This window comes from Endozoicomonas sp. ISHI1 (assembly GCF_024606225.1).
In the GTDB taxonomy this organism is placed as follows: Bacteria; Pseudomonadota; Gammaproteobacteria; order Pseudomonadales; family Endozoicomonadaceae; genus Endozoicomonas_A.
Map to the genome: position 1 here is coordinate 67,193 of NZ_JAGRPU010000010.1, position 24,163 is coordinate 91,355.

Here is a 24,163-nt window from a genome sequence, read left to right on the forward strand (position 1 = left end):
AACAGTGGATGGCGGCTCAATGGACATCAAAGGTCTAAACCCGGATTCCCTCAGTGTACTCCTGAAAAACCGACCTGCTCCGATTTTACCTTCCTCAGTTGCATCTGAAGGCATGACTACCAACGGTTTTGGCAATCTGCTGCAACAGGCCATTGCAAAGGTTAATGACCTGCAACAAGAGTCCAGCGGCATGATGCACAAGATTGAAACCGGGGAAAGTGATGACCTCATGGGCACCATGATTGCCATGCAGAAATCCAGTATTTCCTTTCAGGCATTGATGCAGGTTCGCAATAAGGCAGTGACTGCTTACGAAGACATCATGCGCATGCAGATCTAAGGTAGAAAAATACCATGGCAGAATCAGAAACAAATGCCACCCCGGAGCAGGCACCAGAAGAAAAAGAAGTGAAGCCTGTTTGGCGTGAAGCACTGGACAGGGTGTCCGAAGTTCTGAAAAACAATCGTAACTATCAAGTGGTGCTGATGGTCTTGTTTGCAGTATCGGTTGCCCTGATGTCAGTTTTCTGGCTCTGGTCACAATCTCCGGATTACCAGCCACTGTATGGCAATCAGGAACTCTATGATGTGGCCAGTGTGGTCAATGTACTGGAACAAAACAGTATTGCTTATAAAATTCACCCGGCTTCGGGTCAGGTCATGGTGGATGTCGGCAGGCTCTCCGATGCCCGTATGCAGCTGGCTGTATCGGGCGTTCAGGCAAGAACGCCGGAAGGACTGGAAACGCTCGATGGGCAGGAAATCGGTACCAGCCAGTTTGTGGAAAATGTCCGTTACCGGCGTGGTCTTGAAGGCGAGCTGGCTCAGACCATTATCAGCCTGAAACCCGTCCGCAATGCCCGAATCCACCTGGCTCTGCCCAAACAGAGCAGTTTTATTCGCAAACAGGGAAAACCATCGGCCTCAGTGTTTGTCGATCTGTTTCCAGGATACAGGTTGAGCAATGAGCAGATTGAAGGCATTGTGAATCTGGTGGCCGCCAGTGTCACTAATATGAATCGCAGCGATGTTTCTGTTATTGACCAGTCCGGCAAACTGCTCTCTTCAGATGTTTTATTGGGTAACAGTGTGCTCAGTGAAGCCAGTAAACAGCTGGACTTCAAGCGTCAGGTTGAAGCTCATTTTCAACAGCGCATCAGTGCCCTGCTTGAACCTCTGGTGGGGTCTGTCAATTTCAGGGCCCAGGTTACCGCCAATGTGGATTTTGAACAGGTGGTGCAAACGGTAGAGCAATATGAGCCCGGTGCTCCCGTGTTAAGAAGTGAGCAGGGAAAGGAAGTGCTTAATAGCGGGCAGGGAGCCAGAGGCATACCCGGTGCTCTCGCTAATCAGCCACCGGAAGAAGGGGAGCAAGCTCAGGCGGAGCAGGGCAATAATACTCATTCAGAGTTTGTCCGCAACTATGAAGTAGACAAAGTGATCAGGCAGGTGGCCAATCAGCAGGGCAGAGTACAGAAACTCAGCGTTGCCGTTGTTCTCAATGAGCAGCCCGATGAAGCTCTGGGTATTGGTAATTGGGATCAGGCAAGAATTGCCACGATTCAACAAATGATTATTGATGCGACAGGTATTGATCAGGCTCGTGGTGATCAGATCAGTATTCATACCGCACCGTTTGTGCCAGTCACTCATGTTGAACCTGTCGGGCTGGCCTGGTGGCAACAGCCGCAGGTGCTCTACTACGTCAAATATGGTTGCGGTACTTTGCTGGGGATTCTTGTGATTATGTTTCTTTTAAGACCCATGATGAAACAGATCACTATCAAGATGGATGAGCCAGCCGTGTTACCTCAAATCTCTGAGGAAACGGATTCTACCCAGTTCGACCAGCAAGGCAGGAAAGTAATATTTGATGACACTTTTGATCTTTTGCCGCCTGAGTTGGCAGATTTTGAAACTCAGGTGACTCAGATGCGAGAACTGTCGTCCAAGGCCCCTGCCAGGGTAGCACAGGTGATCAAGCTATGGATGAACAGTTATGAGTGATAATCAAAGAACCTTGCCATCAAGGCCGCCGACTCCCAAAGACATTGCTATCCTGCTTCTCAGTCTGGGGGAAAAAGGTGCGGCGCAGGTATTCAAACACCTTAGCCAGCGGGAAGTTCGACAGATCAGCACGACCATGGCGACCATCGCACCCCTGAAAAGAGATCAGGTTCAGGAAGTTCTGGACCTGTTTTTCCACACTTATCGGTATGACAGCGCCCTTTCTGGTTCCTCCAAAGGATATATTGACAAGACCTTGAAGATGGCTTTGGGTGACAAAGAAGCCAAAGGTGTCATGGACTCTATTTTTGGCGGTGAGAGCAACAGTCTGGAAGCGATGAAATGGATGGACTCGGGAACCATCACCGAACTGATTGTTGATGAGCACCCGCAACTTCAGGCAGTGGTTTTGACCTATCTGGGAGCTACACAGGCTACCGACGTATTAATGCGCCTTCCAGCCAAAAGTCACCAGGATCTATTGTCACGAGTAGCCCGACTGCAGGAATTACATCCATCCATCCTTGAAGAACTCAACATTATATTTGATGCCAATATCGGCAAAATGAGCACCAGTCAGAATACCACCGTCAGTGGTCTTCGTCAGGTGGCCGATATAATGAACCGGATGAACGACACTTCGGTGCAGAGTCTGTTGAGTTACTTTAAGGAGCAGGATAAGAAACTGGCTGAGCAGATTGAACAACAAATGTTCCTCTTTGAACACCTTATGCGTCTGGACGAAGATGCACTGCGTAAGGTTATGGCGGAGGTCAGCCAGGATATTCTGGCTCTGGCGCTCAAAGGGGCCGCTCAGGAGATGATTGATGTCGTTGTAGGTACCATGACCAAGCGAAGCGCCAAATTCCTGCTTGAAGACATTGAAAATCTTGGCGCGGTTCGTGCCAGTCAGGTTCAGTCTGCCCGCAACGATGTGCTTCGGGCAGCGCGACAGCTGGCTGCATCCGGTGAGATAGAGCTGATCTTTAATGATGAGGACGAGATGATCGGTTAATGCCAATCAATACCCATCACTTTCTTCATACTAATAACAACAGGTTGGTTCATGACAAACAGACAAAAAATATGGCAGCCTGAAACAGCGGCCTTCAAACGGTTTCTCTTTCCGGTTCACCAAAAGCCCGGTGAGTTTCAGAATTCAGAAACATCAGAGACTCCAGAGATAACTCAACAATCTGACTATAGTGATAGTGCTTCTCAGCCTGTCGATAAGGTTCAGAATACAGTACCGACATCACAGGAATCCGTTGAACCCTCTGCTGAAGTTCTGCAAAGTATTCTGGAGCAGGGTATTGAGAAAGGCTATGCCAAAGGTGTGGAAGAAGGCCGTCGAATGGGCTTTGAAGAGGGCAGAGAGCTGGGCGTCAAAGAAGGTGGGCGTATTGCCACTGAGGAGCAGAAAAAACTGGTATCCCTGTTGCGAAAAGAAATGTCTGAATTTCGCTCTGGTGCCAGTTATGGTCGCGACGAAAAGATCAGCTGGCTTGGAAAAGTAATAGAAGAAACCTGTCGCCAGGTGGTGCGTCGTGAGCTGATGACTTCTCCGGAACAGATCGTCTCTGTCATCAGGGAAACTCTGAGTATCATGCCTGAGGATGCTCAGTACACCATCCATGTGAATCCGGTCAACGCGGAGTTGCTCAAACAACTCAAGCCAGATTTTGGTGCGGCCTGGCAGGTCGTCGAAGATCAGGAATTACCAATGCACGACTGCCGGATCATTTCCAGCCAGACAGAAGCGGAAGCTCGAATGGAATCCCGGCTGGTGGAGTGTCTGGATATTATTCGTGAAAACTTGCCTGCCGCAATGGAGGACGCGGGTTAATGTCGCTCTCTGATGAACTTATTCAAAAACTGAAGTCAGTGCCTGTTGCCAAAATGTCCGGGAGGATATCGGCGATTAAAGGTCTTCTTCTGGAAGCTAAAGGATTACGATTACCCATCGGACAGCTTTGCCATATCAACATGCAGAGTGGCCGTCAGGTGGAGGCAGAAGTGGTTGGATTTGACGGTGCCAGTCAGTTTCTGATGCCTCTCTCAACGACAATGGAAGGTCTGGCTGCCGGAGACAGAATAATTCCCGTCTCTCTCAATCACACCATGCCTGTGGGTGAAGAGTTGTTGGGGCGGGTGGTAGATGCCATGGGTAAGCCGCTTGATTCCAATGTTCTGAGTTTATCTGACCGAATCTCAATTCATTCCTCCCCCTTGAATCCTATGAGCAGAAAGCCGGTCGATGAGCCACTGGAAGTGGGCGTAAGAGTGATCGACAGTCTGCTGACTTTAGGAAAAGGACAGCGAGTAGGGTTGTTTGCTGGCAGTGGCGTTGGTAAAAGCACACTGATGGGCATGATGACGCGCAATACCCGGGCGGATGTTACTGTTGTCGGTCTGATCGGTGAACGTAGTCGCGAAGTAAAGGAGTTTGTTGATCAGATTCTGGGTATGGAAGGTCGGGAAAAAGCCGTTGTGGTGGCTTCACCCGGGGATGAATCGCCTGTCCGCAGAATCCGTGCTGCACTTTATTGTCACCAAATAGCAGAGTATTTCAGAGATCAGGGCAAAACGGTTCTGCTGCTGATGGACTCCCTGACCCGATATGCCCAGGCTCACCGTGAAATTGCGCTGGCTGTGGGTGAGGCTCCGGCAGCGAAAGGTTTTCCTCCTTCAGTATTTAGCAAGATTCCGATACTGCTGGAGCGGGCCGGAACGGGAATAGGTGAAGGTTCAGTAACGGCCATCTATACCGTACTGGCAGAAGGTGATGATATGCAGGAGCCCGTGGTAGATACTGCCCGCTCCATTCTGGATGGACATATTGTGCTCAGTCGCGAGCTGGCTGAAAGAGGACATTTCCCGGCCATTGATCTGGAAGCCTCCATCAGCAGAACCATGTCTCAGCTGATAACAGAAGAACATGAAAAGTGTGCTCAGGCGTTCCGACGCTATCACAACCGGTATAATGAATTCAGAGAACTTATGGCTATCGGGGCTTACAAACCCGGAGCAGATACCGAGCTTGATAAAGCTATTGAACATCGTCCGCAGATGGAACGTTTTTTACAGCAAAGCCGTTATGAACAGGTTGATCTCTCTGGCAGCATTGAACAACTAATAAATATCTGGCGCTCTGATCAGGTTGTTACATCATGAGCAAGGCTCGGCGTCTGGAAAAAGCCCGGTCCGCACTGGAAAAAAAGAGCCAGTTCACTGAAAGAGAGAAGCAGCACGCGGAACAGAGTCTGGCCTCTCTCAATACCCAGAAAAAGCTGTTAAATGATGCCCGGAAATCCTGCGATAGTTGTCCGGGAGAAAAACTTTCCTCACTATCCTGCTGGAGCCGCAGTCAGTTTGTTGAATTGCTTGCAGATGTTTCTGTTTTGCTGGAAGAGAAGATTAAAGCAGAGTCTGGAAATCTTGAGCAAATTAACCAGCGGCTGGAAGAAGAACGCAGAATGACCAGCGGCGTTGAACATCTGAAAAACAAAGCAAACGAGCAACAGCAGCAAAAACAGCTTCGGGATGAACTTCAGGAGACAGACCGACTGCTGCAGCGCTCCCCTCGCTAATTCTGGCTTGCCTGTGTTAACCTGATATTTCGTCAGGTATTTTATGCAGGGAAGCATCTATGCCGCTTGTCATATCGCATTTCAGACCGCTTTTCAGATCATCCATCATCATCGCCTCTCTATTTTCTCCTCACACCTCTTCTGATACAAACCTTGCAAAAGAGATTGAACGCAGAGTGTATCAATCCGTTGAAAAAGAAGTGGCCGGTTTTATTCAATCGATTCCCGGTGCCCGCTATGAACTAAAAGTTCGCCCTCTTTCTTCCAGTAAGTCCCGAAGAACTTGCCAAGGCAATCTATCTGTCTCTGCAGGTTCCGGGACACGACCGCCTGTGGGGGCAGTCAAACGAATAGTAGAGTGCCCTGGTGAATGGCGAATGACAGTGATGGCTGAAAATAAAATTTTGGTACCCGTTATTCACAGTATCCGAGCACTGGCCAGAGGTCAGAGGCTGACCGCCGATGCTCTTCAGTTTCTGGAAGTCGATTACAGCAGGCTGAGAGGTCAGTTTTTTACTGAGATCAGTGAAATCAGGGGGAGAGTCATCAAACGCAGTATTGGTGCACAGAAACTGATTTCAGCCAATATGCTTGAAAAAGACTATGTGATTCGCAAGGGGGAAATTGTTCAGATTATTGCCGGCGGTAATGGATTAGAGGTTTCTATGTCTGGGGCATCTCTGGATGATGGCGAAATACACGAAACAATACGGGTAAGAAACCGGTCTTCCGGAAAAATTGTCCATGCAGAAGTGATCAGCACTGGGAAGGTTCGAATTCATCACTAATTTTTTTCTGAATACATTAATCAGCGTCTGATTAGGTGATTTATCAAAAAATTAATTAATCAGCAGATGATTTAGTCAGTAACCATTAAATTAACCCTTTCAGAGAATGATTTTATGAGCCGCGACATCGTTAATGCCCTTGTTCCGGGTACGTTACAGAGTAAAAACTGGTACCAGGCTTACCTGATTTTGCTTGGCCAGCTGTTTGCCTGGGCAAGGTTGTCGGAACTGGAGTTTTTGCCCGAGCGGGAGTTGCCAGACAAACATTCTGAACTCGAGCAGCTGTTCAGAGAAATCGGGCAGAGAAAAGTACCAGAGACTTTTGCCAATAGGGATCAACGTATCTGGCAAATAGCCTGGCAACAGGGAGATGAATTACCTGAACAGATCCCAGTCGATGAAATTACCCGAGCCTGCCACTCAGTGATGACCGCAAAGAGGCATAATTTACTGAAATACAATGAGATTCCTCTGGCCTTACATCATCGATTCAGACCACACTCCTTTGCATTGCCCGAAGCCATTGGCGGTTTGCTGCAAGCGTTGTCAGGATCAGGGGGCAGTTGTTATCTGCCCAATGCCGATAGCTTTATTTTGGGAGCGGATCTTGCGCTTACCGGTCAGGTTTATTCTGAGCAGTCCTCTATCAGTAAGTTGGATGCTCTGAGTGTTCTGATTAATCCGGATATTCATATTGCGCAGGGGCATCCGGTACTTGAGCCTGCTTTTTTTGAATCGGGCCAACTGCAAAAGTTTGATCATGGGGTAGGCCTTCTTACAGCAGACCGCCGTTACAAAGTGAATGAAGTCAGAGATATTTTCCAACGGCTGGATACCCGGGTTCGTAATGAAGAAATGCTTTTTATCCGTCATATGTTCTGGCGCTGTTCAGAGCAGGTTGTTATTGCTGTGTCAGGAGGATTTCTTCAGAAAAATACCGAGCATCATATTGCCTTTCGCCGCTGGTTATTAAAACAGAACAGGCTGCACGCTATTATTAAACTGCCTAAAGGACTGCTACCCGGGCGGGCCACACCACTCTACGTGCTTGTAGCAAAACGACAAGTTACTAACAATATGCATTTGATAGACGCCAGCAGTGATTATTTTAAAGCGACTCCTGTGCGCAAAAAAGGAGCAGCCAGAATTCAGCTGAATAATGTCGATGTCATTCTGGAACAAATGAATGAGGAAACGGCTAGCCCCCGTTTCTCAAAAAAAGTGGATAAAAGGCAGCTCATTCAGGGCAGTGTTATTCTCGATCCCGGACATTATTGTGCTGACACCCGACGCATTGATTTACTCGGCAAGCCCGTCGCTGCCACTCATTTAGAGTCATTGGTTGATATCATAAGAGCTCAGGCTCTACGTGATAATAATCTGGAAAAACAGACCTTTCTGGAAGTGACAGCCAATGACATTAATGAGGCTGGAGAGGTTGAGCACCCTGAAAAAGAAATTCATGTTGATGAAAAAGGGCTGAAACGAGCAAAACAACAATTACTGAGACCAGGAGATGTTCTTGTGGTCATTAAGGGACAGGCGGGGCGAATCGCCATCGTACCCGATGTCTGTGGATTAAACTGGGTGGCTAATCAGTCCTTTGTTATTTTACGACTAAAGCAAAATACTTATCTCAATAGTTCTATTGTTTTATTTCGGTTCCTGCGTTCACAAACTGGCAAGATATTGCTTGATAGTATTTGTACAGAAAGTCAGGTACCGTTTATTCATGGCAATGATTTAAAACAACTTCCTGTTCCCGAGTGGTCTTCCTTTGAACAGCAGCAGGCAGAACAGTCTCACAGAGAAATTCTCAAACTCTATGCCCAGGTTCGCTTTATTCGTGATAAAGCCCGAATGATAGAAAATGAACTGCTAAAAGAAGCTTGATGCCAGGGTACCCATAATCATGGCCCAGCCGTCTACCAGAACAAACAGCATCAATTTGAAAGGCAGCGAAATCATCTGGGGCGACAGCATAATCATGCCCATGGCCATCAGAACACTGGCAACGACAAGATCAATCACCAGAAAGGGAATGTAGATAACAAAGCCAATTTGAAAAGCAGTTTTCAATTCACTGGTCACAAAAGCGGGAATGGCGATGGAGAAAGGCGTATCTGCAACATTTATCGGTGGAGTGGTATCGGCAATTTGATAAAACAATTCCAGATCCGTATCTCTGGTCTGGCGCAGCATAAAATCTTTGACTGGAATGCCTGCCTGTTTTAAAGCCTCCATCAGTGTTAAATGGTCATCCAGATAAGGTTCAACCGCTTGGGCATAAACAACCCCAAATAATGGTTGCATTATAATCAGGGTCAGTGCCAGTGCTATACCCAATAAAACTTGAGTGGGCGGTGTCTGTTGTAAGCCCAGAGCCTGACGCAGAATTGCCAGAACAATAATAATCCGGGTAAAAGACGTCATCATTAACAGTGCAGCAGGAATAAAGCTCAGTGCCGTCATCAGAATCAGAATCTGAAGACTGGCGCTGTATTCCTGAGAATCACCATTACTGGTGACTGTCATTAATGGAAAGCCTTCCTGCGCCCAGATGGGTGACGAAGTCAGGAGCAAAGTCAGGCCACAAAGGGCATAGATCAGCGACCTCATAAGTACAGATCAGGCCAGTTTTTTCAGACGTTCTGATTCGCTGATTACATCCAGCAGGCGAATGCCGTACTTGTCGTTGATCACCACAACTTCGGCGTAGGCTACCAGAGTGCCATTGACTTTCACTTCCAGAGGCTCGGAGGCTTCTTTTTCCAGCTCAACAATTGAGCCTTTATTAAGGTGCATTAGCTCACCAATGTTTATTTCTGTGCTGCCCAGTTCCAGAGACAGTGTCACCGGAATGTCAAGAATCATGCCCAAGTCACTGACTGACTGCGGCAGGTTGTTGGTATCTTCTAACTCTCTGGAGGTGGTTTCTGATTCCAGACTGTCCTGAAGACTGACACCATCTTCTGCAGGTTGTGGCGAGGCCATTTCCTGCTCGTTTTCATTTTCTTCATTACTCATAAACGTCTCTTCCTCGGTCAGACTTTAGTCTGTCTCTTTTGAATACAGAGATTTAAGAATTTTCATGGCCAGCATATTATTCACAGTGCAGACGTCAGCACGGTAAGCTGGAATGCCTGCGAACTTGACCGTGACACTGCTGGGAATATCTGCCTGAATGATCTGTCCGGCTTTCAGCCTTAGCACATCGCGAAGGCTCAGCTTCAACTCGCATAATCGGGCAGAGACTTCCAAAGGCGCCTGCATAACCCCGGCCATCATGTTACGTTGCCAGGTGGGGTCCTGTTCAGTGAATTTAAAGGCCTGCAGCTTTTCTCTAACCGGTTCCAGAGCCTGATAAGGCATGATGATATGAAATGGGCTTTCCGTGGAGCCCAGGGAAATAGTGAAGCGACTCAACAGGATAATCTCGGTATCCGAGCGAAAAACGGTGGAAATGGGGCGGTTATGATTTTCAGCAAGGCGTATTTTGAAAGAAAGAATACTACTCCAGGCTTCGGTCTGATCATCCGCTGCAGATTTTAGCAGGCGTTCCATGATGCGAATCTCGGCGTTAGTCAGCTCCTCTTCATGGCTTTCGTGAAACTCGCCGGTACCACTGAAAAAAATGTCCACAAGAGAATATAAAAGCGGTGTCTCTATGGCCATGAAACCAGCACACTTCAGTGTTGTAGAGCGGTAGATATACTGCACATCAGGTATATCTTCCTGATGCAGATAATCACCGATTTGCAGGGAATCTACAGATTCAAAATGAACATCTACCGGTCGACGAAAAACAGCAGTGAGACTGTGACGAAATAATTGGGAGAATCGCCGGTAGATCAGTTCAAGGGTTGGCAAAAGGTCATGAATCTTATAATCCGGGTTTGTCAGATCATAAGTTGTCAGATCCTTGAATTTTGAAGGCGGGTGAATACGGCGAGTCTTTGTTTCACCCGATAGGCTGGATTTGGTATTGTCTGATAAAGATTTCCGTTCCATGGGAAATTCCATATAACTGGCTTATAACCAGATAATTCTTGTTATTAAAAAACATACCGCTATTAGCTGATAAAGACAATCAGCCAATCTTGCCTACCACAATGACTTCTTTATTTTCAGGGATTTCATTAAACGACAACACATGCATGCCCTCGGTACATAAGCGGGCATATCTGGCCATGGCCGGGCGAAGTGATGCATTGACCAGCATAACAGGCACTTTTCCTTCAGCAGCAAGGTTGGCAGAAACTTCTGGCATTTGAACCTGCAGTTGCTCCGCAATTCGTGGTTCAAGTGGCAGTGTGTCAGGGGAAAAGTCGTTACTCTGTCGGGCCTGTTGGTAACTTTGCATAATGATCTGTTCCAGCTCTGAGCTCATGGTGACAACCGGTATTTCAGAGGTGTTACCTACCAGGTTCTGAATAATGCTGCGCCGCAGGGCAATACGAACTTCAGAGGTCAGCAAGTGTGGTTCTGTAATCCGTTCAGACGATTCCAGCAGGGTGCTGGCGATGGTTTGAATATCGCTGACAGAGACATCTTCGGTCAGCAAATCTCTGAGTATCCGGGAAAACACACTCATGGATAGTTTCTTGGGAATAAGATCTTCAGCCAGTTTCGGGGAATAGTGCGTCAGCTTATCCAGCAGTTGCACCACCTCATCATGCCCAAGCAGCTCACTGGCGTGTTCATCAATAATTTTATTAAGGTGTGTAGCAATAACTGTCGCAGCGTCGACTACCGTGTAACCAAGTCCAACAGCATGTTCCCGCTCGGAAGTTTCAATCCAGAGTGCTTCCAGTCCGTAAGCAGGCTCTGAAGTGGCAATACCATTTATCTCACCAAACACTTCACCGGGATTGATCGCCAATAAACGCATAGGCTCAATCTGTCCTTCGGCGACAATGACACCCTTGAGCAAGATGTTGTAGCTGTCTGGTTTCAGGTTCAGGTTATCTTTCACGTGCACACTGGGAATCAGAAAGCCCAGCTCCCGGGATTGGGTTTTACGAATGCCTTTAAGTTGAGTGAGTAATTGTGCACCCTGTTTTTCATCTGCCAGAGGAATGAGTTTATATCCCAGCTCAAGCCCCAGGGTATCTACCGGGGGAATATCTCCCCATGACCAGGGTGTAGATTCACCAACATCTTCTGTATTGGCCTGAGTCGGGCTGGATTCGGGATCATCCTTCTGACTTTTGCTGGTCCACCAGGCCAGAAAAGCCACAATTAAGCCCAGGCTGAGAAAGGGCACATGGGGCATACCGGGAACAATACCTATCACCATTAAAATCATGGCAGTAAGGCCCAAAGCTTTTGGAGAAGAAAACATCTGCTCGGAAACCTGATGCCCCACATCTGCAGATTCAGAAACACGGGTCACCATGATAGCCGCAGAGGTGGACAGAAGCAGCGAAGGAATCTGAGCCACCAGGCCATCACCAATCGTCAGAAGAGAATAAACAGCAAAGGCTTCCCCGGCGGATAACCCCTGACCAATGGTGCCTATCAGCATTCCACCAATGATATTGATGGCAAGAATAAGCAGACCGGCCACAGCATCGCCCCGGACAAACTTGCTGGCACCGTCCATTGAGCCGTAGAAGTCTGCCTCCCGACGTACACTTTCCCGCCGGTCGTGCGCTTCCTGCTGATCAATAACGCCGGCATTGAGGTCTGCATCGATGGACATCTGCTTGCCTGGCAGAGCATCGAGAGTAAAGCGGGCGGTCACTTCAGAAATACGACCAGCGCCTTTAGTGACCACGACAAAGTTGATAATCACCAGAATAAAGAACACCACCAGTCCGACGACGTAACTGTTGCCAATAACGACCTCACCAAAGGATTGAATCACCTTTCCGGCAGCGCCATTGCCGGTGTGTCCATTGAGGAGAACGACCCGGGTCGATGCCACGTTCAGGGCGAGGCGCAATAAAGTGGAAACCAGCAGGATGGTTGGAAACACGGCAAATTCAAGAGGCCGAAGTGTGTAGATACTGACCAAAAGGATAAGCAGCGACAATGCGATGTTGAAGGTAAAGAATACATCCAGCATAAAAGGCGGCATGGGCAGTGTAACCATACCGAGCGTCATCAGAACGATCAGCGGAATCCCGATATTCAGGTTGCCGCTTTTGGGCGACATCATGTATAGCAGACGTTGAGCTTCCTTGATCATTGTCTCTTTTTATCCCATTTTTCCCGGAAGGCACTGGGGATTTCCGGTATTGGTAAATCGGGTGCCTTGCCTCTGCGTCCGGCCTGAAAGTCATTCAGATGATGGACGTAAGCCAAAATTTGAGCAACGGCCAAAAACAGGTCGTCGGCTATTTCCTGATTCAACTGTGTCGTATGATAAATCACCCGGGTTAACGTCGGAGACTGTACCACCGGTTTATTATATTCCCGCGCTACAGCACAGATGCGCAGGGCTACCCGGTCAACTCCTTTTGCCACGACATAAGGGGCTCTGGCCTTATCCAGATCATACTTCAGAGCTACAGCAAAGTGAGTTGGGTTGGTGATTATTACATCTGCTGAAGGAACGGCCTGCATCATTCTGCGGCCAGCAATTTCCTGTTGCTTCTCTCGCAGTTTTGAACGAAGTTCTGGCTGACCTTCAGACTCCTTCATTTCATCACGCATTTCCTTGTGTGTCATGCGCAGTTTTTTCATGTGGTTCCATCTTTGAAAAGGCACATCGATAAAACAGATCAGCAGCAGGGCGCTGACCAGAATTGTGATGGCCATGGCCAGATGGCTCAGCCCCTCTGACACTGCATGAACGAGCGGCAGCCGGTTCAACCAGAGTACATCCCGAAAGAACCACTGATTAATGAGCCAGAGAGAAAAAGCCAGCAGCGAGATTTTGGCAATGGACTTTAGCAACTCAATCATGGAGTTGGCAGAAAACATGCGTTTAATGCCTTTGAAGAAACTGATGCGTTCAGCCTTGGGTCGTATCTGTTTATTTGAGAATATCCAGCCTCCTAAAGCCGCTGAAGCGGCTATTGAAGCCAGAATGACAATCAACATAAAGGGCAGCAGGCCGGAGAAGCCCTGAGTTATGCTGATGATCAGGTGCTCCGTTAGCCAGCTTTCCTGACGCAATGCGTCTCTTTCAAACCTGAAGCTTTTGTGCATAACCTGAAACAGCTGGTCACGAATGAGCCCACCACTGAGCCAGAAAGCGGCCAGAGTTGAAGCCAGTAGGGCAAAGGTGACCAGTTCCCGGGATCGGGGGACCTGACCTTCGTCACGGCTCTTTTGAAGTTTTCGTTCTGAGGGTTCTTCTGAGCGTTCCCCGGTCTGTCCTTCTTCTGCCATCTTGAAATACCTAAAGAACCAGAGATCGTAGAATTGCCAGAACGGTCTGAGTCAATCGCGTGAAGACACCGTTCAGGGTCGAACTGATCAGCATCAGAATAAATATGCCTGCCAGCATGGTCAGAGGAAAACCCAGACTGAAAATATTGAATTGCGGAGCTGAGCGGTTCATGACACCAAAGGTGAAAGTGACAATTAATAAGGCAACAATGGCAGGTAGAACCATCAATAGTGCGCTGGCAAACATCCAGCCGCCCATGGCGGGCATTTGGTGAATATCCAGTTGACTGACAGAAAAGGGTGCAATGGGAATGGTATTAAAGCTCTCTACAACAATAGAAATGACGACCAGATGCCCATCAACCGCCAGAAACATCAGGAAACTCAGTAGCTGGAATACCTGGCTGATAACCGGAATCTGGGCGCCATTCATCGGATCGAACATGACCGCCATACCCAGACCCATCTGCAGGGAGAGCATCTGACCGGCGGAGGTGAAAATAGCGAAATAGATTTGCAGTACCATCGCCATTAAAAGCCCGACAGCCAGCTGTTGTGCAGTGATCAAAAGGGCTGCACCCGATAATGGTTCAACAGCGGGCACCGCAGGTAACATAGGGGCAACAATAATAGTGATGGCCATCGCCAGAATAACCCGGATTCTGGGTGCTACTACCTGGCTACTGATAATGGGCATCGCCAGAAAGAGTGCACCGATACGAAAAAATGGCCAGAGATACTGACCGATCAAGCCTACCACCTCAGAGAAGGTAAAGGTCCCCATCAGGCCAGCATCTCCGGGATAAATTCATACAACCGGAGAAACAGATCCATAAATTCCTGAATCAGCCAGGGGCCAGTGAGGCCTATAGTGACCAGTGTCGCCAGCAAACGGGGCAGGAAACTGAGGGTTTGTTCATTGATTTGAGTCGCTGCCTGCAGTGTGCTGACCACAAGGCCAACCAGCAGTCCGGGCATCACAATTACCGAGACCATCAGAACAATGAGGGTCAGCGCATCACGAAAAAGGTCTGCCACAACTTCCGGTGTCATGGGGTTTCCTCTGGATAAAAATAAATGCGTTATAAATATATAAAAACATTTTTTTACTTTAAAAACGACTTAAAGAAATGACAAATTTTGTTAAATATTCTCCTTACGCGATTAATTAAAAAAAACGGCAGCTCTATTTAAGAAATTCAGAATCCCTTCCGAGTGGTACTTATCAACAGGCAGTACGTTGAAGTAATCAAGCGATTAAACCTGAATAGGGAATTAGTAAAATGGCAATGACCGTAAATACCAATATCTTCTCTCAGAATGCCCAGCGTAATTTGGGTAAGACTGAGACAGGTCTTCAGACCGCCATGCAGCGTCTGTCTTCTGGTATGCGTATTAACAGTGCTAAGGATGATGCCGCCGGTTTGCAGATTGCGAATAAAATGGCTGCACAAATTGGTGGACTGGGTGTCGCTATCCGAAATGCCAACGATGGCATCTCCATGGCCCAGACTGCTGAAGGTGCTATGAGCGAGATCACTAACTCTTTGCTGCGTATGAGGGATCTGGCTTTGCAGGCATCAAGTGGTACCTATGAGGCTGCTGATGTGACTGCCCTGCAAGCCGAATACGATGCTCAACTGGCTGAGATTACCCGTATTGCCTCAACGACTGAGTTTAACGGGACAACCGTTCTTGGCGCAGGTACTGTCGAAATTGCAGTTGACTATACCGATGCTACCACCAATAACATAGACCTCAATTTTACTGCCGTTGCGCTGACGGCTGTTACCTTTACCGATGCCGCCACAGCTCAAACGGCAGTGGGTGCATTGGATGTCGATATTGCCGCCTACGACGCTGTTCGGGCCAGTCTTGGTGCATCCCAAAACCGACTGACCACTACCGTCAATAACCTTTCAAATATCCGTGAAAACCTGAGTGCTTCCAGAAGCCGTATCGTGGATACTGATTTTGCTGCAGAAACAGCGAATCTGAGTAAGTATCAGGTCATGCAACAGGCCGGTACTGCTGTGTTGGCTCAGGCTAACGCTATACCTCAGAACATTCTGTCTCTGCTGCGATAATCGCTTCAGGACAGTTTGTAAAATTCAGTCAGCTTTAATGCTGATCGTCTTTGTGGGAGCTAACCAGCTCCCATTTTTTTATAGAGCTGTCTGTTATTCGGTTATGTTTCTCAAAGCAGTGCCGACTGAATAAAAGCAGGCATTAATCAGAGGCTGATTATGTTCAGTTTGAATGGCATTTTCTCGGGACTCGATGTGAGCTCCATGGTGAACGCTTTGGTGGAGGCTGAGCGTGCTCCGACCGAAAGCCGTTATGCCCGCAGAGAGGAGGCCTTTAACGTGGAACTCTCTGCTGTTGGGACGCTAAAGTCTGCTCTGGATGATTTTAATACCCAGATAGAAAGCCTGAATAGCATCAGTAAATTCAGTCCCAGGGCAGTCAGCATCAGTAATGAGTCAGTTCTGAGTGCAACTGTTTCCAGCAGCGCCGGGGCAGGCAGTTATCAGTTTTATGTGGATCAGCTGGCCACCCGCCATCAGACGGTATCCACATCTATTGCTTCAGATGCCACCGTTGGTTCCGGAACGGTCAACCTCTCGGTTAACGGTGAAAGCTTCTCTGTTGTTATCGAACCGGGAACAGAGAGCCTGACTGATGTACGTGATGCCATAAACAATGCTGCTGATAACTCCGGAGTGCAGGCAACAATTATCAATGAAAGCGGTCAGCAACGTCTTATGCTGACTAGCGAGAAATCTGGCGCAGCAAACACCATAACGAGTGATTTCAGTGGCCTTTCCGGTGGATCAGAAACTCTGGGATCCTTTACCGACTTGCAGGTGGCAGTCGATGCCAGCATACGGTTTGGTTCAGGGGCCTCTGCCATCACTATTACTTCCGAAGATAACCAGCTCGAAAATCTTATTGATGGCGTCACGCTTGATTTGAAAGCCGTCAGCACAGATCCGGTAACCGTAAATATTTCCATAGACAAAGACAGCCTGAAAGAGTCTATGCAGGGGTTTGTGGATGCCTGGAACAATGTTAAGTCTACCCTTGATAACCTGACGGATTTCAACGGTATTACAGCGGGGCCTCTTAATGGTGATGCCCAGGCCCGGGCTATTGAGGGACAGTTGAGAAGTGTCATCAGCTCTTTATACGGTGAAGACGGTGACACATTCAGAACGCTCGGGCAATTGGGGCTGACAACCACCGAAGACGGCTCGTTAAATCTGGATTCCGATAGTCTGGATGAAGCTCTGGCTAACAACTTTGATGAATTGGCAGAAGTGCTGGCCGGTGAAGATGGCTTAATGAGTCAACTGGCAGCCGTTCTCACACCTCACCTTGAAAGTAGCGGAACGCTTGACAGTCGGGAAGACAGGATTAATGAAGGCTTGAGTGATATTGAAGATGATCGTGCCGCACTGGAGTTGAGACTGGAACGAACCCGCAGTTATTACCAGAATCAGTTCCTGACGATGGAAAGTATTCTGGCATCACTGAGTGGAACCAGTGATTGGATCACCAGCAGTCTGAATAGTCTGAATAACAATAATTCCTGATCATGGAGGGGTCATGAAGCAAAAAGGTCTGGGTGCTTATAAACAACAGGAAAAAGCAGGTGTAGAAGCGTCTGATTCTGTTCAGCTGGTGGGTGTGTTGTTTACTAAACTGATGGACAATCTGGCTAAGGCAAGCCACTACATTGAGCGAAAAGATTTTACCAACAAGTCGGATCGACTCTCCCTTGCCATCGAAATTCTGCTGGTACTGGAACAGTCACTGGATTTTCAAAAAGGCGGTGACTTAGCCGACAATCTTCAATCGTTATATCTCTATTGTATTAGACGTTTAACAGATGCCAATACAGGTAATGATGTGTCCGCTATCAGTGAAGTGATGGGGCTGTTAAAAGAAATTCAGGAAGCCTGGACTTATATTTCCACACCTCAAGCTGCGATGGCAACTATCCAGTAACGGGGCGGTTTGAATGGAAAATCAGGGACTGCCAGTTTTTTCGTTGTTATCTTTGTCCGGTTCGGTGCCGTCGGTTGAGGGTGCCCAACCGCAGGTCATGGCGGCTGCTCAGGCAGCTACAACCTCTTCAGAGTTGACGTTTGACACCATTCTTCAACAGTTTTCCTCAATAGAATCTGCAGCCACAGAGTTAGTCTCTCCAGAGCTTTTATCTCCGGAGCTTTTATCTCCACAATTGTTGCCTGTTAATTGGCAGGCAAAATCAGATGTGCTTTTGGCAAGCCCGGGGGCTTCAGAACGGACAAAGCATTTTCCCGTTACACACTTGCCAATAGTGACAAGCGAGAAAAAACCTGAACAGGCCACTGTGGAGATAAAAAATACCTCTTTAACAGAAGGGGTAACTGAACGACCCGATTCAAATGTGTCAATGCCCATAAAGGCTGCAAAACTCCAGCTGCCTGTCCGAACCCGGGCATCAGAGGTCTCTTTGACTCCGGTTATCACCCAGAGGGCGACTCAGGCTCAAAGACCATTAACGGATGTTAATCAGGTGTTGGAGGTAAATCACCAAACAGAAAAGCTCAGGCCGGAAGTCACATTAAAACCGGATCAAATCCTGGCAGAAGCCAAAGTGCCGGAGATAAAAAATCACAATGGAATAAAAGAAATTCCAGCTCCGCAGCCTCTGTTCAATCTTGAAATGGAGCGAAAGGCCACTCTAAAAACAGTGCCTGTATTGATGCAACAATCTGAGTCAATAACGGCCATTGCTCATCAGGCGCCACAACATTCTGTTTCAATTCAGATGACTGAGCCATCATCAGCCGCTCAGTCACCTCTAGTTAAACAACCTTTCCTGCAACCTGAACTAGCCCAGCGACCGTTTGGGCAGACAGTGGTCCAGATGATTAAGCAGGGTGAGCAGAAAATGGAGTTTCGCTTAGACCCACCGGAATTAGGCCGGGTAACGCTGACTGTGAGCGTTGATAGAGACGCTGTCAGCCTTCAGGCGATAACGGCAACACCGGCAGCCAGAGACTTGTTGCTGCTTCATGGCGATCGCCTGCGGGAAGCTCTTAATAGTGAATCACTGACTCTGGGGCAAATGTCAGTGGATGTGGGTAGCCAGAAAGAGGCCGATACATCGGAACAATCTTCAGAATACCTGCCCACCGCCGATGGTTGTCATGAATCAAAGGGTTATCAGAGTGCCCAGGAACAATTCAGGGTTCATGGCGGCAGATTATTGGATCATTTCGTTTAACAGATCATCGGAAAAGGAGTTTTTGGACTCATGGCAGATGAAAAGGAAAGCAGTGCCTCTGAAGACAAAAATTCAGGCAACAGCAAGTTATTAATCATCATCATTATTCTTCTGGTGCTGTTGCTGGCTGGTGGTGGCGGTTTTGTAGCAATGACAATGATGGCTCCTAAAGAGCAACCGCAACAGCAACAGCAACAGCAACCGCAGCAACCAGTGGCAGCATTGGCGCCACCCAGTTTTATGATGCTTGAGCCGTTTATTATCACTCTTAAAAGTGATGCCCGACCTCGATATATGCAGATAAAACTGTCATGGATGGTACGGGATGAAACGGTGATCGCAACACTGGAAGCTTATCGGCCACTTATTCGTAATGAAGTCATCAACTACCTGGGCTCTCTCTCTTATGAACAGGTTAAAGCCGGGGGCGTCACAGAGATTATCCGCGCTGAAACGCTGGCAAGAGTGAATGCACTGCTGGACAAAGAGAGGGTGGGAGCAAGGGTGGATGACTGTCTGATTACGGATCTTGTGATTCAGTAGCAGCTTAGTGGCAGACATGCAGCAAAAAGGACTTAACGCTTATCGCCAACAGGCAGGAAATCAGCGGGATGTTCTGGTTAAGCAGCACTTGTCCCTGGTTAAGAAGATTGTGCTGCATCTGGCCAGCAGTCTGGGCAGCAACATCTCCCGGGATGATCTCTTGCAAGCAGGCATGATGGGTCTGCTGGATGCTGCCAGTCGTTATGATCCGGGTCGCAAAGTCCCCTTTGAACAGTTTGCCAAAACCCGGATTCGAGGCGCAGTGATTGATGAGCTACGACAGTGGGACTGGCGCAGCAGAACAGACCGGGAACACGGGCAGAAAATCAGTAATGCCATCCAGAAGTTAAATACAAACCTGGGACGGGCTCCGTCCGAGTCCGAAATTGCAGAAGAACTTGGCGTCAGTCTTGAGCGATACCACCGTATGTTACAGGGCAGTAGTTCCGACAGTCTGTTGAGTCTGGATGGGCTGATGCAGGGTGAGTCTGACAGCCGAATCATAGAGATCAATGATGACGACTCTGTAGAAGTGGTTGCCATGGGTGGAGAGCGCAGTAAAGCTCTGGCAAAAGCATTACAGGAGCTGCCGGAACGAGAGCAACATCTGATGAATCTTTATTACGTTCATGAACTGAATATGAAAGAAATTGGAGAAGCTTTGGACCTGACGGAGGCCCGTATTTGTCAGTTACACCGTCAGGCTGTCTTACGATTGCGCTCGCTGCTGGAAGAATGGAACAGGGACTAATGCTATGAAAATCTTGGGGCTACTGATCCAGCTTGGCTGCATCTTTGGTGGTTTTATGGCTGCTGGTGGTGAAATGGCGGCTATCTGGCAGCCCGCAGAAATAGTGATGATTGGTGGTGGAGCATTGGGGGCATTCATCATTGCCAACCCAACTAACGTTGTGAAAGCGGCGGGACGGCACTTGGTTTATACCGTCAACAATTCAGGTTTTAATCGTGAATATTATGATGAGCTGCTCTCCCTTATGTATACATTATTTAATATGGCGAAAAAAAAGGGGGGGAGTAAGGCCCTTGAAGAGCACATAGAAAACCCTGAAAACAGTGATGTTTTTTCAAAATATCCTCTGATTATGAAGACGCCTCATATCTATAACTTCATTGCTGAAAACCTCAGGCTGTCACTGGTAGACGGCATTGAACCCCACGAATACGAAACCATTATTGAGGAAGAAATTGAATCCATGGAGTCAGAAATGATGCGTCCGGCAGATGCTCTGCAGCTGATTTCGGATGCTTTGCCGGGCTTCGGTATTCTGGCAGCAGTATTGGGTATTGTTATTACGATGGGCGCGATAGATGGCCCGATGGATCAACTGGGCAGATTGATTGCTGCGGCTCTGACAGGGACTTTTCTTGGCATATTTATGGCCTACGGACTGGTTGGACCATGCGCAACGGCCATTGGTCACTCAATCAATCAGGAAATAAGAGCATTTGAATGCATTAAGGTGGGGCTGGGCACTAACAAGTCCGGGTTTCCTCCCATTGTTTCAGTTGATTCTGGCAGAAAAATGCTTTTTTCAGACAAACGACCCACTTTCGGTGAACTGGAAGAGTTACTGGACGGCCAATGAGCAAAGGTCATGTTATTGTCATCAAAAAGAAGCATGGCGGTCATGGTGATGGTCATCATGGAGGTTCATGGAAAGTAGCCTTTGCTGATTTTGCCATTGCCATGATGGCTTTGTTTCTTCTACTGTGGATTATGAGTGCCACTGATAAGGAGCAGAAGAAAGCCATTGCGACCTATTTTGAAGATCCGGGCTCATTCCGCCATCCAAGCAGCTCCAAGCCCATTAATTTTGGGGTAGCAAATACTGTGGTGGATATTCCCAAACCGGGGCCAGGCAAACAAGGCAGGGAAGACACTGAAGTTATTGCTGACCAAAACACCAAAACACTGAATAACACGCTGATTTTCGACAAGCTGTCCGATGAATTACAAAAATTGATCGGTGGCAGTAAGTCAGCCGGAAGATATGAAGATTACATTTATTTGGAGGAAACACCGGAAGGCTTGCGCATTGTCATTCTGGACAATAACAAGCGGGATATGTTTGAAAAGGGGAGGGCGAGACTGCAGCCATTTTTTCAGGATTTACTGCTTGAACTGGCCCCTATTCTGAACAAACTTTCTTTCAACCTCATGATAAGCGGGCATACTGACAGCTCTGGCTTTCAGAGGAATGACTATTCAAACTGGGAGCTGTCATCAGCCCGGGCTCAGATTGCAAGAAGAACGCTGGTTTTCGGAGGATTAGAAGAGTCCCGGATTATGATGGTATTGGGTATGGCTGACCGGGTATTGCGCAACCCTGAAAACCCTGAAGCCAGCTCCAATCGTAGAATTGAAATTCTGCTCCTGGCAAAAGATATGGAAGAGCGGATTGAAAAGATGTTTGCACCCATTGAAGAAGGCACCCAAAAGCTGAGCGAAGGAGACTCACGGAAAATGCGCAAAGCGCTCGAAAAAGCCAAAAGTAATCAACTCCCGGAAGAAATGAAAGACAATATAGAATGGGGCAATTAGTTACCTGCCCAATGAGCCAGAAATATTCGATTCCGTCAGTTACTCAGATTTTCTTATCGATGATTTTTTTAATGATACGAGAGACGGCCACAAAGCCAAACGTAGCCGTCACTACGGTCGTGGCACCAAAACCACTGGCACAATCCATTTTTGTTGACCCCAGATCCGAAGGTTTCTGCTGGCATACCGTTCCATCGGGCTGAGGATAAACCGCCTGTTCTGAAGAAAAGACACAATCGACACCAAACTTCCGCTTGTTGTTTTTAGTAAAGCCGTGGAAGTCTCTCAGATGATTTCTGACTTTTTTTGCCAGAGGGTCGTGCCAGGTTTTGGTGAGGTCGGTAATCTGTATCTGGGTGGGATCGACCTGACCACCGGCACCACCGGTTGTGATCACTGGAATCTTGTTTCTTTTGCAGTGATGAATCAGGGCAGCCTTGATTCTGAAACTGTCTATGGCATCCAGTACATAATCGAAGTCCTGACTGATCAGCTCAGACACATTTTCGGTTGTTATAAAGTTTTCAATGACATGGCACTGGCAGTCCGGATTAATGGACTGAATGCGGCTGGCCATCACTTCACATTTGGACTGACCAATCGTTTCGGTGGTGGCATGGAGTTGACGGTTGATGTTAGTGACACAAACATCATCCAGATCAATCAGAGTAATGCTGCCCACCCCGGTTCTGGCCAGAGCCTCTGCTGCCCAGGAGCCGACTCCGCCAATACCTATGACGCAGATATGGGACTGTTTCAGCCTGTCTACGGCATCGCTGCCATAGAGACGGCGGCTGCCTCCAAATCGGGCGTCATAGCCAGTGGTTGAATGTTCCGAAGCAACTGTCATAAAAAGAGTCCGAGAGCCTTTGGGTAAAAATCTTACAGGTCATGAATCCGGGCGCAGGATTATAATACTGACATCCTCTCTTGTCATGGAGCCGGTTGGCCCGGGAGTATCGGATGACTCAAGTATTGCGATCTCTGGTGGGGGATATTGGTGGTACCAATGCCCGTTTTGCTCTGGTGAATCCTGACAGTCTGGTGCTGGAAGGTATTCAGACAATGTCGAGTATTGACTATTCCGATCTGGAAGATGCCGTTCGGCTCTATTTGAAAAATCAGGGCGTTGAAACCATTACCAGAGTTTGTCTTGCCGTTGCCGGTCCGGTCGTGGACGGAAAAGTCAGTTTCACTAACAGCCACTGGAAAATTGATCAGCAACAGTTCAAACAGGACTTTGAATTGGAAGTGATGGCGCTGATCAATGATTTTGCCGCACAGGCTTTGGCGGTCCCCCACCTTCCTTCAAACGAACTCATGCCTGTTGGGCCTGAGTTGTCCGTTGATCCTGATGCTGTCAAGCTGGTGATCGGCCCGGGAACCGGTCTGGGGCTTTGTGGATTAATCGAAACCCCTGTGGGTTGGCAGGCTCTGCCCGGAGAAGGCGGCAATGCCGACTTTGCACCTTCTACTGAAAGAGATATTAGTGTCTGGCGATTCATCCGAAAAGAGGTTGGGGGGTTGTTGGGGGTTGAGAGAATACTCTCTGGCTCAGGTCTGGAATTATTGTATGAAGCGCACTCCAGTCTCGATGGTCGGATGGATAAACTACAGGCGGCAGATATTACGGTTCAGGCTCTGGAACAAAATGATTCTCTGGCCTATGAAGTGCTGGACCACTTTTTTGAGATTCTCGGCAATACCGCCGGAAATGCGGCACTGATTCTGGGAGCAAGGGGCGGTGTCTATATTGCGGGTGGAATTATCCCAAGAGTGAAAACGCTGTTTGCCAGGGGAACATTCCGGAAAGCCTTTGAGAACAGAGACAAGATGAAAGACTACATGTCTGGCATACCAACATGGCTCATATTGTCTGAACATCCGGGGTTAACAGGAGCGGCGGCCTATTTGAACTGTTCAGGTTATCATTAAAGTCAGCTGTCTTCTAAAAGTATCCCCAGAGGTTGTGGATAAGTCTGGGATTAACCTTTGGGTGGTTTTCCGAACTTCAGGGAAATAACAAACTGCAAATAAGTGGTTAAAAAACGAT

The 24,163-nt window shown here is 48.0% G+C and carries 25 protein-coding genes; 17 read left to right on the forward strand and 8 right to left on the reverse strand.

The annotated features are described in order from the left end of the window. Nucleotides 1-19 precede the first annotated feature (19 nt). The 8 genes from fliE (at nucleotide 20) to KBW69_RS08630 (ending at nucleotide 8,278) form a co-directional block, all read left to right on the forward strand. The gene (fliE, locus tag KBW69_RS08595) at nucleotides 20-340 is read left to right on the forward strand and encodes a flagellar hook-basal body complex protein FliE (protein WP_257275896.1); all 321 of its coding nucleotides are present in this window, start codon (nucleotides 20-22) and stop codon (nucleotides 338-340) included. A 14-nt stretch (nucleotides 341-354) separates the two neighbouring features. Next, entirely contained in the window at nucleotides 355-2,007 is a 1,653-nt protein-coding gene (gene fliF / locus KBW69_RS08600; RefSeq protein WP_257275898.1) for a flagellar basal-body MS-ring/collar protein FliF, read from the forward strand. Beyond that, entirely contained in the window at nucleotides 2,000-3,022 is a 1,023-nt protein-coding gene (gene fliG, locus KBW69_RS08605) for a flagellar motor switch protein FliG (protein WP_257275899.1), read from the forward strand. The genes fliF and fliG overlap by 8 nt, the downstream gene beginning before the upstream one ends. 51 nt (nucleotides 3,023-3,073) lie before the next feature. Then, nucleotides 3,074-3,853 carry a FliH/SctL family protein gene (locus KBW69_RS08610; protein ID WP_257275900.1) on the forward strand — a complete coding sequence of 260 codons (780 nt, stop codon included), beginning with the start codon at nucleotides 3,074-3,076 and terminating at the stop codon, nucleotides 3,851-3,853. Next, nucleotides 3,853-5,181: a FliI/YscN family ATPase gene (locus tag KBW69_RS08615; protein ID WP_257280611.1), complete on the forward strand. Its 1,329-nt coding sequence runs from the start codon at nucleotides 3,853-3,855 to the stop codon at nucleotides 5,179-5,181. The genes KBW69_RS08610 and KBW69_RS08615 overlap by 1 nt, the downstream gene beginning before the upstream one ends. Further along, complete coding sequence (locus KBW69_RS08620) at nucleotides 5,178-5,597, forward strand: hypothetical protein (RefSeq protein WP_257280612.1); 420 nt, start codon at nucleotides 5,178-5,180, stop codon at nucleotides 5,595-5,597. Before KBW69_RS08615 ends, KBW69_RS08620 begins: the two co-directional genes overlap by 4 nt. A gap of 59 nt (nucleotides 5,598-5,656) precedes the next feature. Then, nucleotides 5,657-6,385: a flagellar basal body P-ring formation chaperone FlgA gene (gene flgA, locus KBW69_RS08625; RefSeq protein WP_257280613.1), complete on the forward strand. Its 729-nt coding sequence runs from the start codon at nucleotides 5,657-5,659 to the stop codon at nucleotides 6,383-6,385. 114 nt (nucleotides 6,386-6,499) lie between these two features. Continuing rightward, nucleotides 6,500-8,278: an N-6 DNA methylase gene (locus tag KBW69_RS08630; RefSeq protein ID WP_257280614.1), complete on the forward strand. Its 1,779-nt coding sequence runs from the start codon at nucleotides 6,500-6,502 to the stop codon at nucleotides 8,276-8,278. Here the strand turns inward: KBW69_RS08630 and fliP are convergent. The 7 genes from fliP to KBW69_RS08665 form a co-directional block, all read right to left on the reverse strand. Then, complete coding sequence (gene fliP, locus KBW69_RS08635) at nucleotides 8,264-8,920, reverse strand: flagellar type III secretion system pore protein FliP (protein ID WP_257280615.1); 657 nt, start codon at nucleotides 8,918-8,920, stop codon at nucleotides 8,264-8,266. The two genes, KBW69_RS08630 and fliP, sit on opposite strands and share 15 nt — an antisense overlap. Before the next feature lie 93 nt (nucleotides 8,921-9,013). After that, nucleotides 9,014-9,412, reverse strand: a complete 399-nt coding sequence (fliN, locus tag KBW69_RS08640) for a flagellar motor switch protein FliN (protein WP_257275751.1) — start codon at nucleotides 9,410-9,412, stop codon at nucleotides 9,014-9,016. Nucleotides 9,413-9,436: 24 nt separating this feature from the next. After that, the gene (locus KBW69_RS08645) at nucleotides 9,437-10,396 is read right to left on the reverse strand and encodes a flagellar motor switch protein FliM (RefSeq protein WP_257275750.1); all 960 of its coding nucleotides are present in this window, start codon (nucleotides 10,394-10,396) and stop codon (nucleotides 9,437-9,439) included. 79 nt (nucleotides 10,397-10,475) lie between these two features. Further along, a complete protein-coding gene (gene flhA / locus KBW69_RS08650; RefSeq protein ID WP_306670780.1) occupies nucleotides 10,476-12,578 on the reverse strand; it encodes a flagellar biosynthesis protein FlhA in 2,103 nt (700 codons plus the stop codon). Continuing rightward, nucleotides 12,575-13,726, reverse strand: coding sequence for a flagellar biosynthesis protein FlhB (gene flhB / locus KBW69_RS08655; protein ID WP_257275749.1), 1,152 nt, complete (start codon nucleotides 13,724-13,726; stop codon nucleotides 12,575-12,577). The genes flhA and flhB overlap by 4 nt, the downstream gene beginning before the upstream one ends. A 10-nt stretch (nucleotides 13,727-13,736) precedes the next feature. Further along, nucleotides 13,737-14,477 (reverse strand): flagellar biosynthetic protein FliR, encoded by a 741-nt coding sequence (gene fliR / locus KBW69_RS08660; RefSeq protein WP_257280616.1) that lies wholly within the window; start codon nucleotides 14,475-14,477, stop codon nucleotides 13,737-13,739. A gap of 32 nt (nucleotides 14,478-14,509) precedes the next feature. Continuing rightward, nucleotides 14,510-14,779, reverse strand: a complete 270-nt coding sequence (locus KBW69_RS08665) for a flagellar biosynthetic protein FliQ (protein WP_257275747.1) — start codon at nucleotides 14,777-14,779, stop codon at nucleotides 14,510-14,512. Between the two features lie 230 nt (nucleotides 14,780-15,009). Here KBW69_RS08665 and KBW69_RS08670 point away from each other — a divergent pair, with 230 nt between their 5' ends. The 8 genes from KBW69_RS08670 to KBW69_RS08705 all read left to right on the forward strand — a co-directional run bounded on the left by KBW69_RS08670 (nucleotide 15,010) and on the right by KBW69_RS08705 (nucleotide 22,110). Then, a complete protein-coding gene (locus KBW69_RS08670) occupies nucleotides 15,010-15,813 on the forward strand; it encodes a flagellin (protein ID WP_257275746.1) in 804 nt (267 codons plus the stop codon). 159 nt (nucleotides 15,814-15,972) lie between these two features. Then, nucleotides 15,973-17,322 (forward strand): flagellar filament capping protein FliD, encoded by a 1,350-nt coding sequence (fliD, locus tag KBW69_RS08675; RefSeq protein ID WP_257275744.1) that lies wholly within the window; start codon nucleotides 15,973-15,975, stop codon nucleotides 17,320-17,322. A 13-nt stretch (nucleotides 17,323-17,335) separates the two neighbouring features. Continuing rightward, a complete protein-coding gene (fliS, locus tag KBW69_RS08680; protein ID WP_257275743.1) occupies nucleotides 17,336-17,737 on the forward strand; it encodes a flagellar export chaperone FliS in 402 nt (133 codons plus the stop codon). Between the two features lie 13 nt (nucleotides 17,738-17,750). Further along, entirely contained in the window at nucleotides 17,751-19,004 is a 1,254-nt protein-coding gene (locus KBW69_RS08685) for a flagellar hook-length control protein FliK (protein ID WP_257275742.1), read from the forward strand. A gap of 30 nt (nucleotides 19,005-19,034) precedes the next feature. Beyond that, nucleotides 19,035-19,547: a flagellar basal body-associated protein FliL gene (gene fliL / locus KBW69_RS08690; RefSeq protein ID WP_257275741.1), complete on the forward strand. Its 513-nt coding sequence runs from the start codon at nucleotides 19,035-19,037 to the stop codon at nucleotides 19,545-19,547. Nucleotides 19,548-19,563: 16 nt separating this feature from the next. After that, the gene (locus tag KBW69_RS08695) at nucleotides 19,564-20,298 is read left to right on the forward strand and encodes a sigma-70 family RNA polymerase sigma factor (RefSeq protein WP_257275740.1); all 735 of its coding nucleotides are present in this window, start codon (nucleotides 19,564-19,566) and stop codon (nucleotides 20,296-20,298) included. Between the two features lie 4 nt (nucleotides 20,299-20,302). Then, nucleotides 20,303-21,154, forward strand: coding sequence for a flagellar motor stator protein MotA (gene motA / locus KBW69_RS08700; RefSeq protein WP_257275739.1), 852 nt, complete (start codon nucleotides 20,303-20,305; stop codon nucleotides 21,152-21,154). Next, complete coding sequence (locus tag KBW69_RS08705) at nucleotides 21,151-22,110, forward strand: flagellar motor protein MotB (RefSeq protein ID WP_257275738.1); 960 nt, start codon at nucleotides 21,151-21,153, stop codon at nucleotides 22,108-22,110. Before motA ends, KBW69_RS08705 begins: the two co-directional genes overlap by 4 nt. A 43-nt stretch (nucleotides 22,111-22,153) precedes the next feature. On the opposite strand, the gene tcdA is transcribed toward KBW69_RS08705, so the two are convergent. Next, a complete protein-coding gene (gene tcdA / locus KBW69_RS08710) occupies nucleotides 22,154-22,960 on the reverse strand; it encodes a tRNA cyclic N6-threonylcarbamoyladenosine(37) synthase TcdA (RefSeq protein WP_257275737.1) in 807 nt (268 codons plus the stop codon). 113 nt (nucleotides 22,961-23,073) lie between these two features. Here tcdA and glk point away from each other — a divergent pair, with 113 nt between their 5' ends. After that, nucleotides 23,074-24,045: a glucokinase gene (gene glk, locus KBW69_RS08715; RefSeq protein ID WP_257280617.1), complete on the forward strand. Its 972-nt coding sequence runs from the start codon at nucleotides 23,074-23,076 to the stop codon at nucleotides 24,043-24,045. The last annotated feature ends 118 nt before the right edge of the window (nucleotides 24,046-24,163 follow it).

Coding starts and splice junctions, on each gene's coding strand:
- KBW69_RS08705 (WP_257275738.1), top strand. CDS start 21,151: ATGAGCAAAGGTCATGTTATTGTCATCAAAAAGAAGCATGGCGGTCAT.
- flgA (WP_257280613.1), top strand. CDS start 5,657: ATGCCGCTTGTCATATCGCATTTCAGACCGCTTTTCAGATCATCCATC.
- fliF (WP_257275898.1), top strand. CDS start 355: ATGGCAGAATCAGAAACAAATGCCACCCCGGAGCAGGCACCAGAAGAA.
- flhA (WP_306670780.1), bottom strand. CDS start 12,578: ATGATCAAGGAAGCTCAACGTCTGCTATACATGATGTCGCCCAAAAGC.
- motA (WP_257275739.1), top strand. CDS start 20,303: ATGAAAATCTTGGGGCTACTGATCCAGCTTGGCTGCATCTTTGGTGGT.
- KBW69_RS08615 (WP_257280611.1), top strand. CDS start 3,853: ATGTCGCTCTCTGATGAACTTATTCAAAAACTGAAGTCAGTGCCTGTT.
- fliD (WP_257275744.1), top strand. CDS start 15,973: ATGTTCAGTTTGAATGGCATTTTCTCGGGACTCGATGTGAGCTCCATG.
- fliG (WP_257275899.1), top strand. CDS start 2,000: ATGAGTGATAATCAAAGAACCTTGCCATCAAGGCCGCCGACTCCCAAA.
- fliP (WP_257280615.1), bottom strand. CDS start 8,920: ATGACAGTCACCAGTAATGGTGATTCTCAGGAATACAGCGCCAGTCTT.
- fliL (WP_257275741.1), top strand. CDS start 19,035: ATGGCAGATGAAAAGGAAAGCAGTGCCTCTGAAGACAAAAATTCAGGC.
- glk (WP_257280617.1), top strand. CDS start 23,074: ATGACTCAAGTATTGCGATCTCTGGTGGGGGATATTGGTGGTACCAAT.
- KBW69_RS08645 (WP_257275750.1), bottom strand. CDS start 10,396: ATGGAACGGAAATCTTTATCAGACAATACCAAATCCAGCCTATCGGGT.
- tcdA (WP_257275737.1), bottom strand. CDS start 22,960: ATGACAGTTGCTTCGGAACATTCAACCACTGGCTATGACGCCCGATTT.
- KBW69_RS08630 (WP_257280614.1), top strand. CDS start 6,500: ATGAGCCGCGACATCGTTAATGCCCTTGTTCCGGGTACGTTACAGAGT.
- fliE (WP_257275896.1), top strand. CDS start 20: ATGGACATCAAAGGTCTAAACCCGGATTCCCTCAGTGTACTCCTGAAA.
- KBW69_RS08665 (WP_257275747.1), bottom strand. CDS start 14,779: ATGACACCGGAAGTTGTGGCAGACCTTTTTCGTGATGCGCTGACCCTC.
- KBW69_RS08670 (WP_257275746.1), top strand. CDS start 15,010: ATGGCAATGACCGTAAATACCAATATCTTCTCTCAGAATGCCCAGCGT.
- KBW69_RS08620 (WP_257280612.1), top strand. CDS start 5,178: ATGAGCAAGGCTCGGCGTCTGGAAAAAGCCCGGTCCGCACTGGAAAAA.
- KBW69_RS08695 (WP_257275740.1), top strand. CDS start 19,564: ATGCAGCAAAAAGGACTTAACGCTTATCGCCAACAGGCAGGAAATCAG.
- fliN (WP_257275751.1), bottom strand. CDS start 9,412: ATGAGTAATGAAGAAAATGAAAACGAGCAGGAAATGGCCTCGCCACAA.
- flhB (WP_257275749.1), bottom strand. CDS start 13,726: ATGGCAGAAGAAGGACAGACCGGGGAACGCTCAGAAGAACCCTCAGAA.
- fliS (WP_257275743.1), top strand. CDS start 17,336: ATGAAGCAAAAAGGTCTGGGTGCTTATAAACAACAGGAAAAAGCAGGT.
- KBW69_RS08685 (WP_257275742.1), top strand. CDS start 17,751: ATGGAAAATCAGGGACTGCCAGTTTTTTCGTTGTTATCTTTGTCCGGT.
- KBW69_RS08610 (WP_257275900.1), top strand. CDS start 3,074: ATGACAAACAGACAAAAAATATGGCAGCCTGAAACAGCGGCCTTCAAA.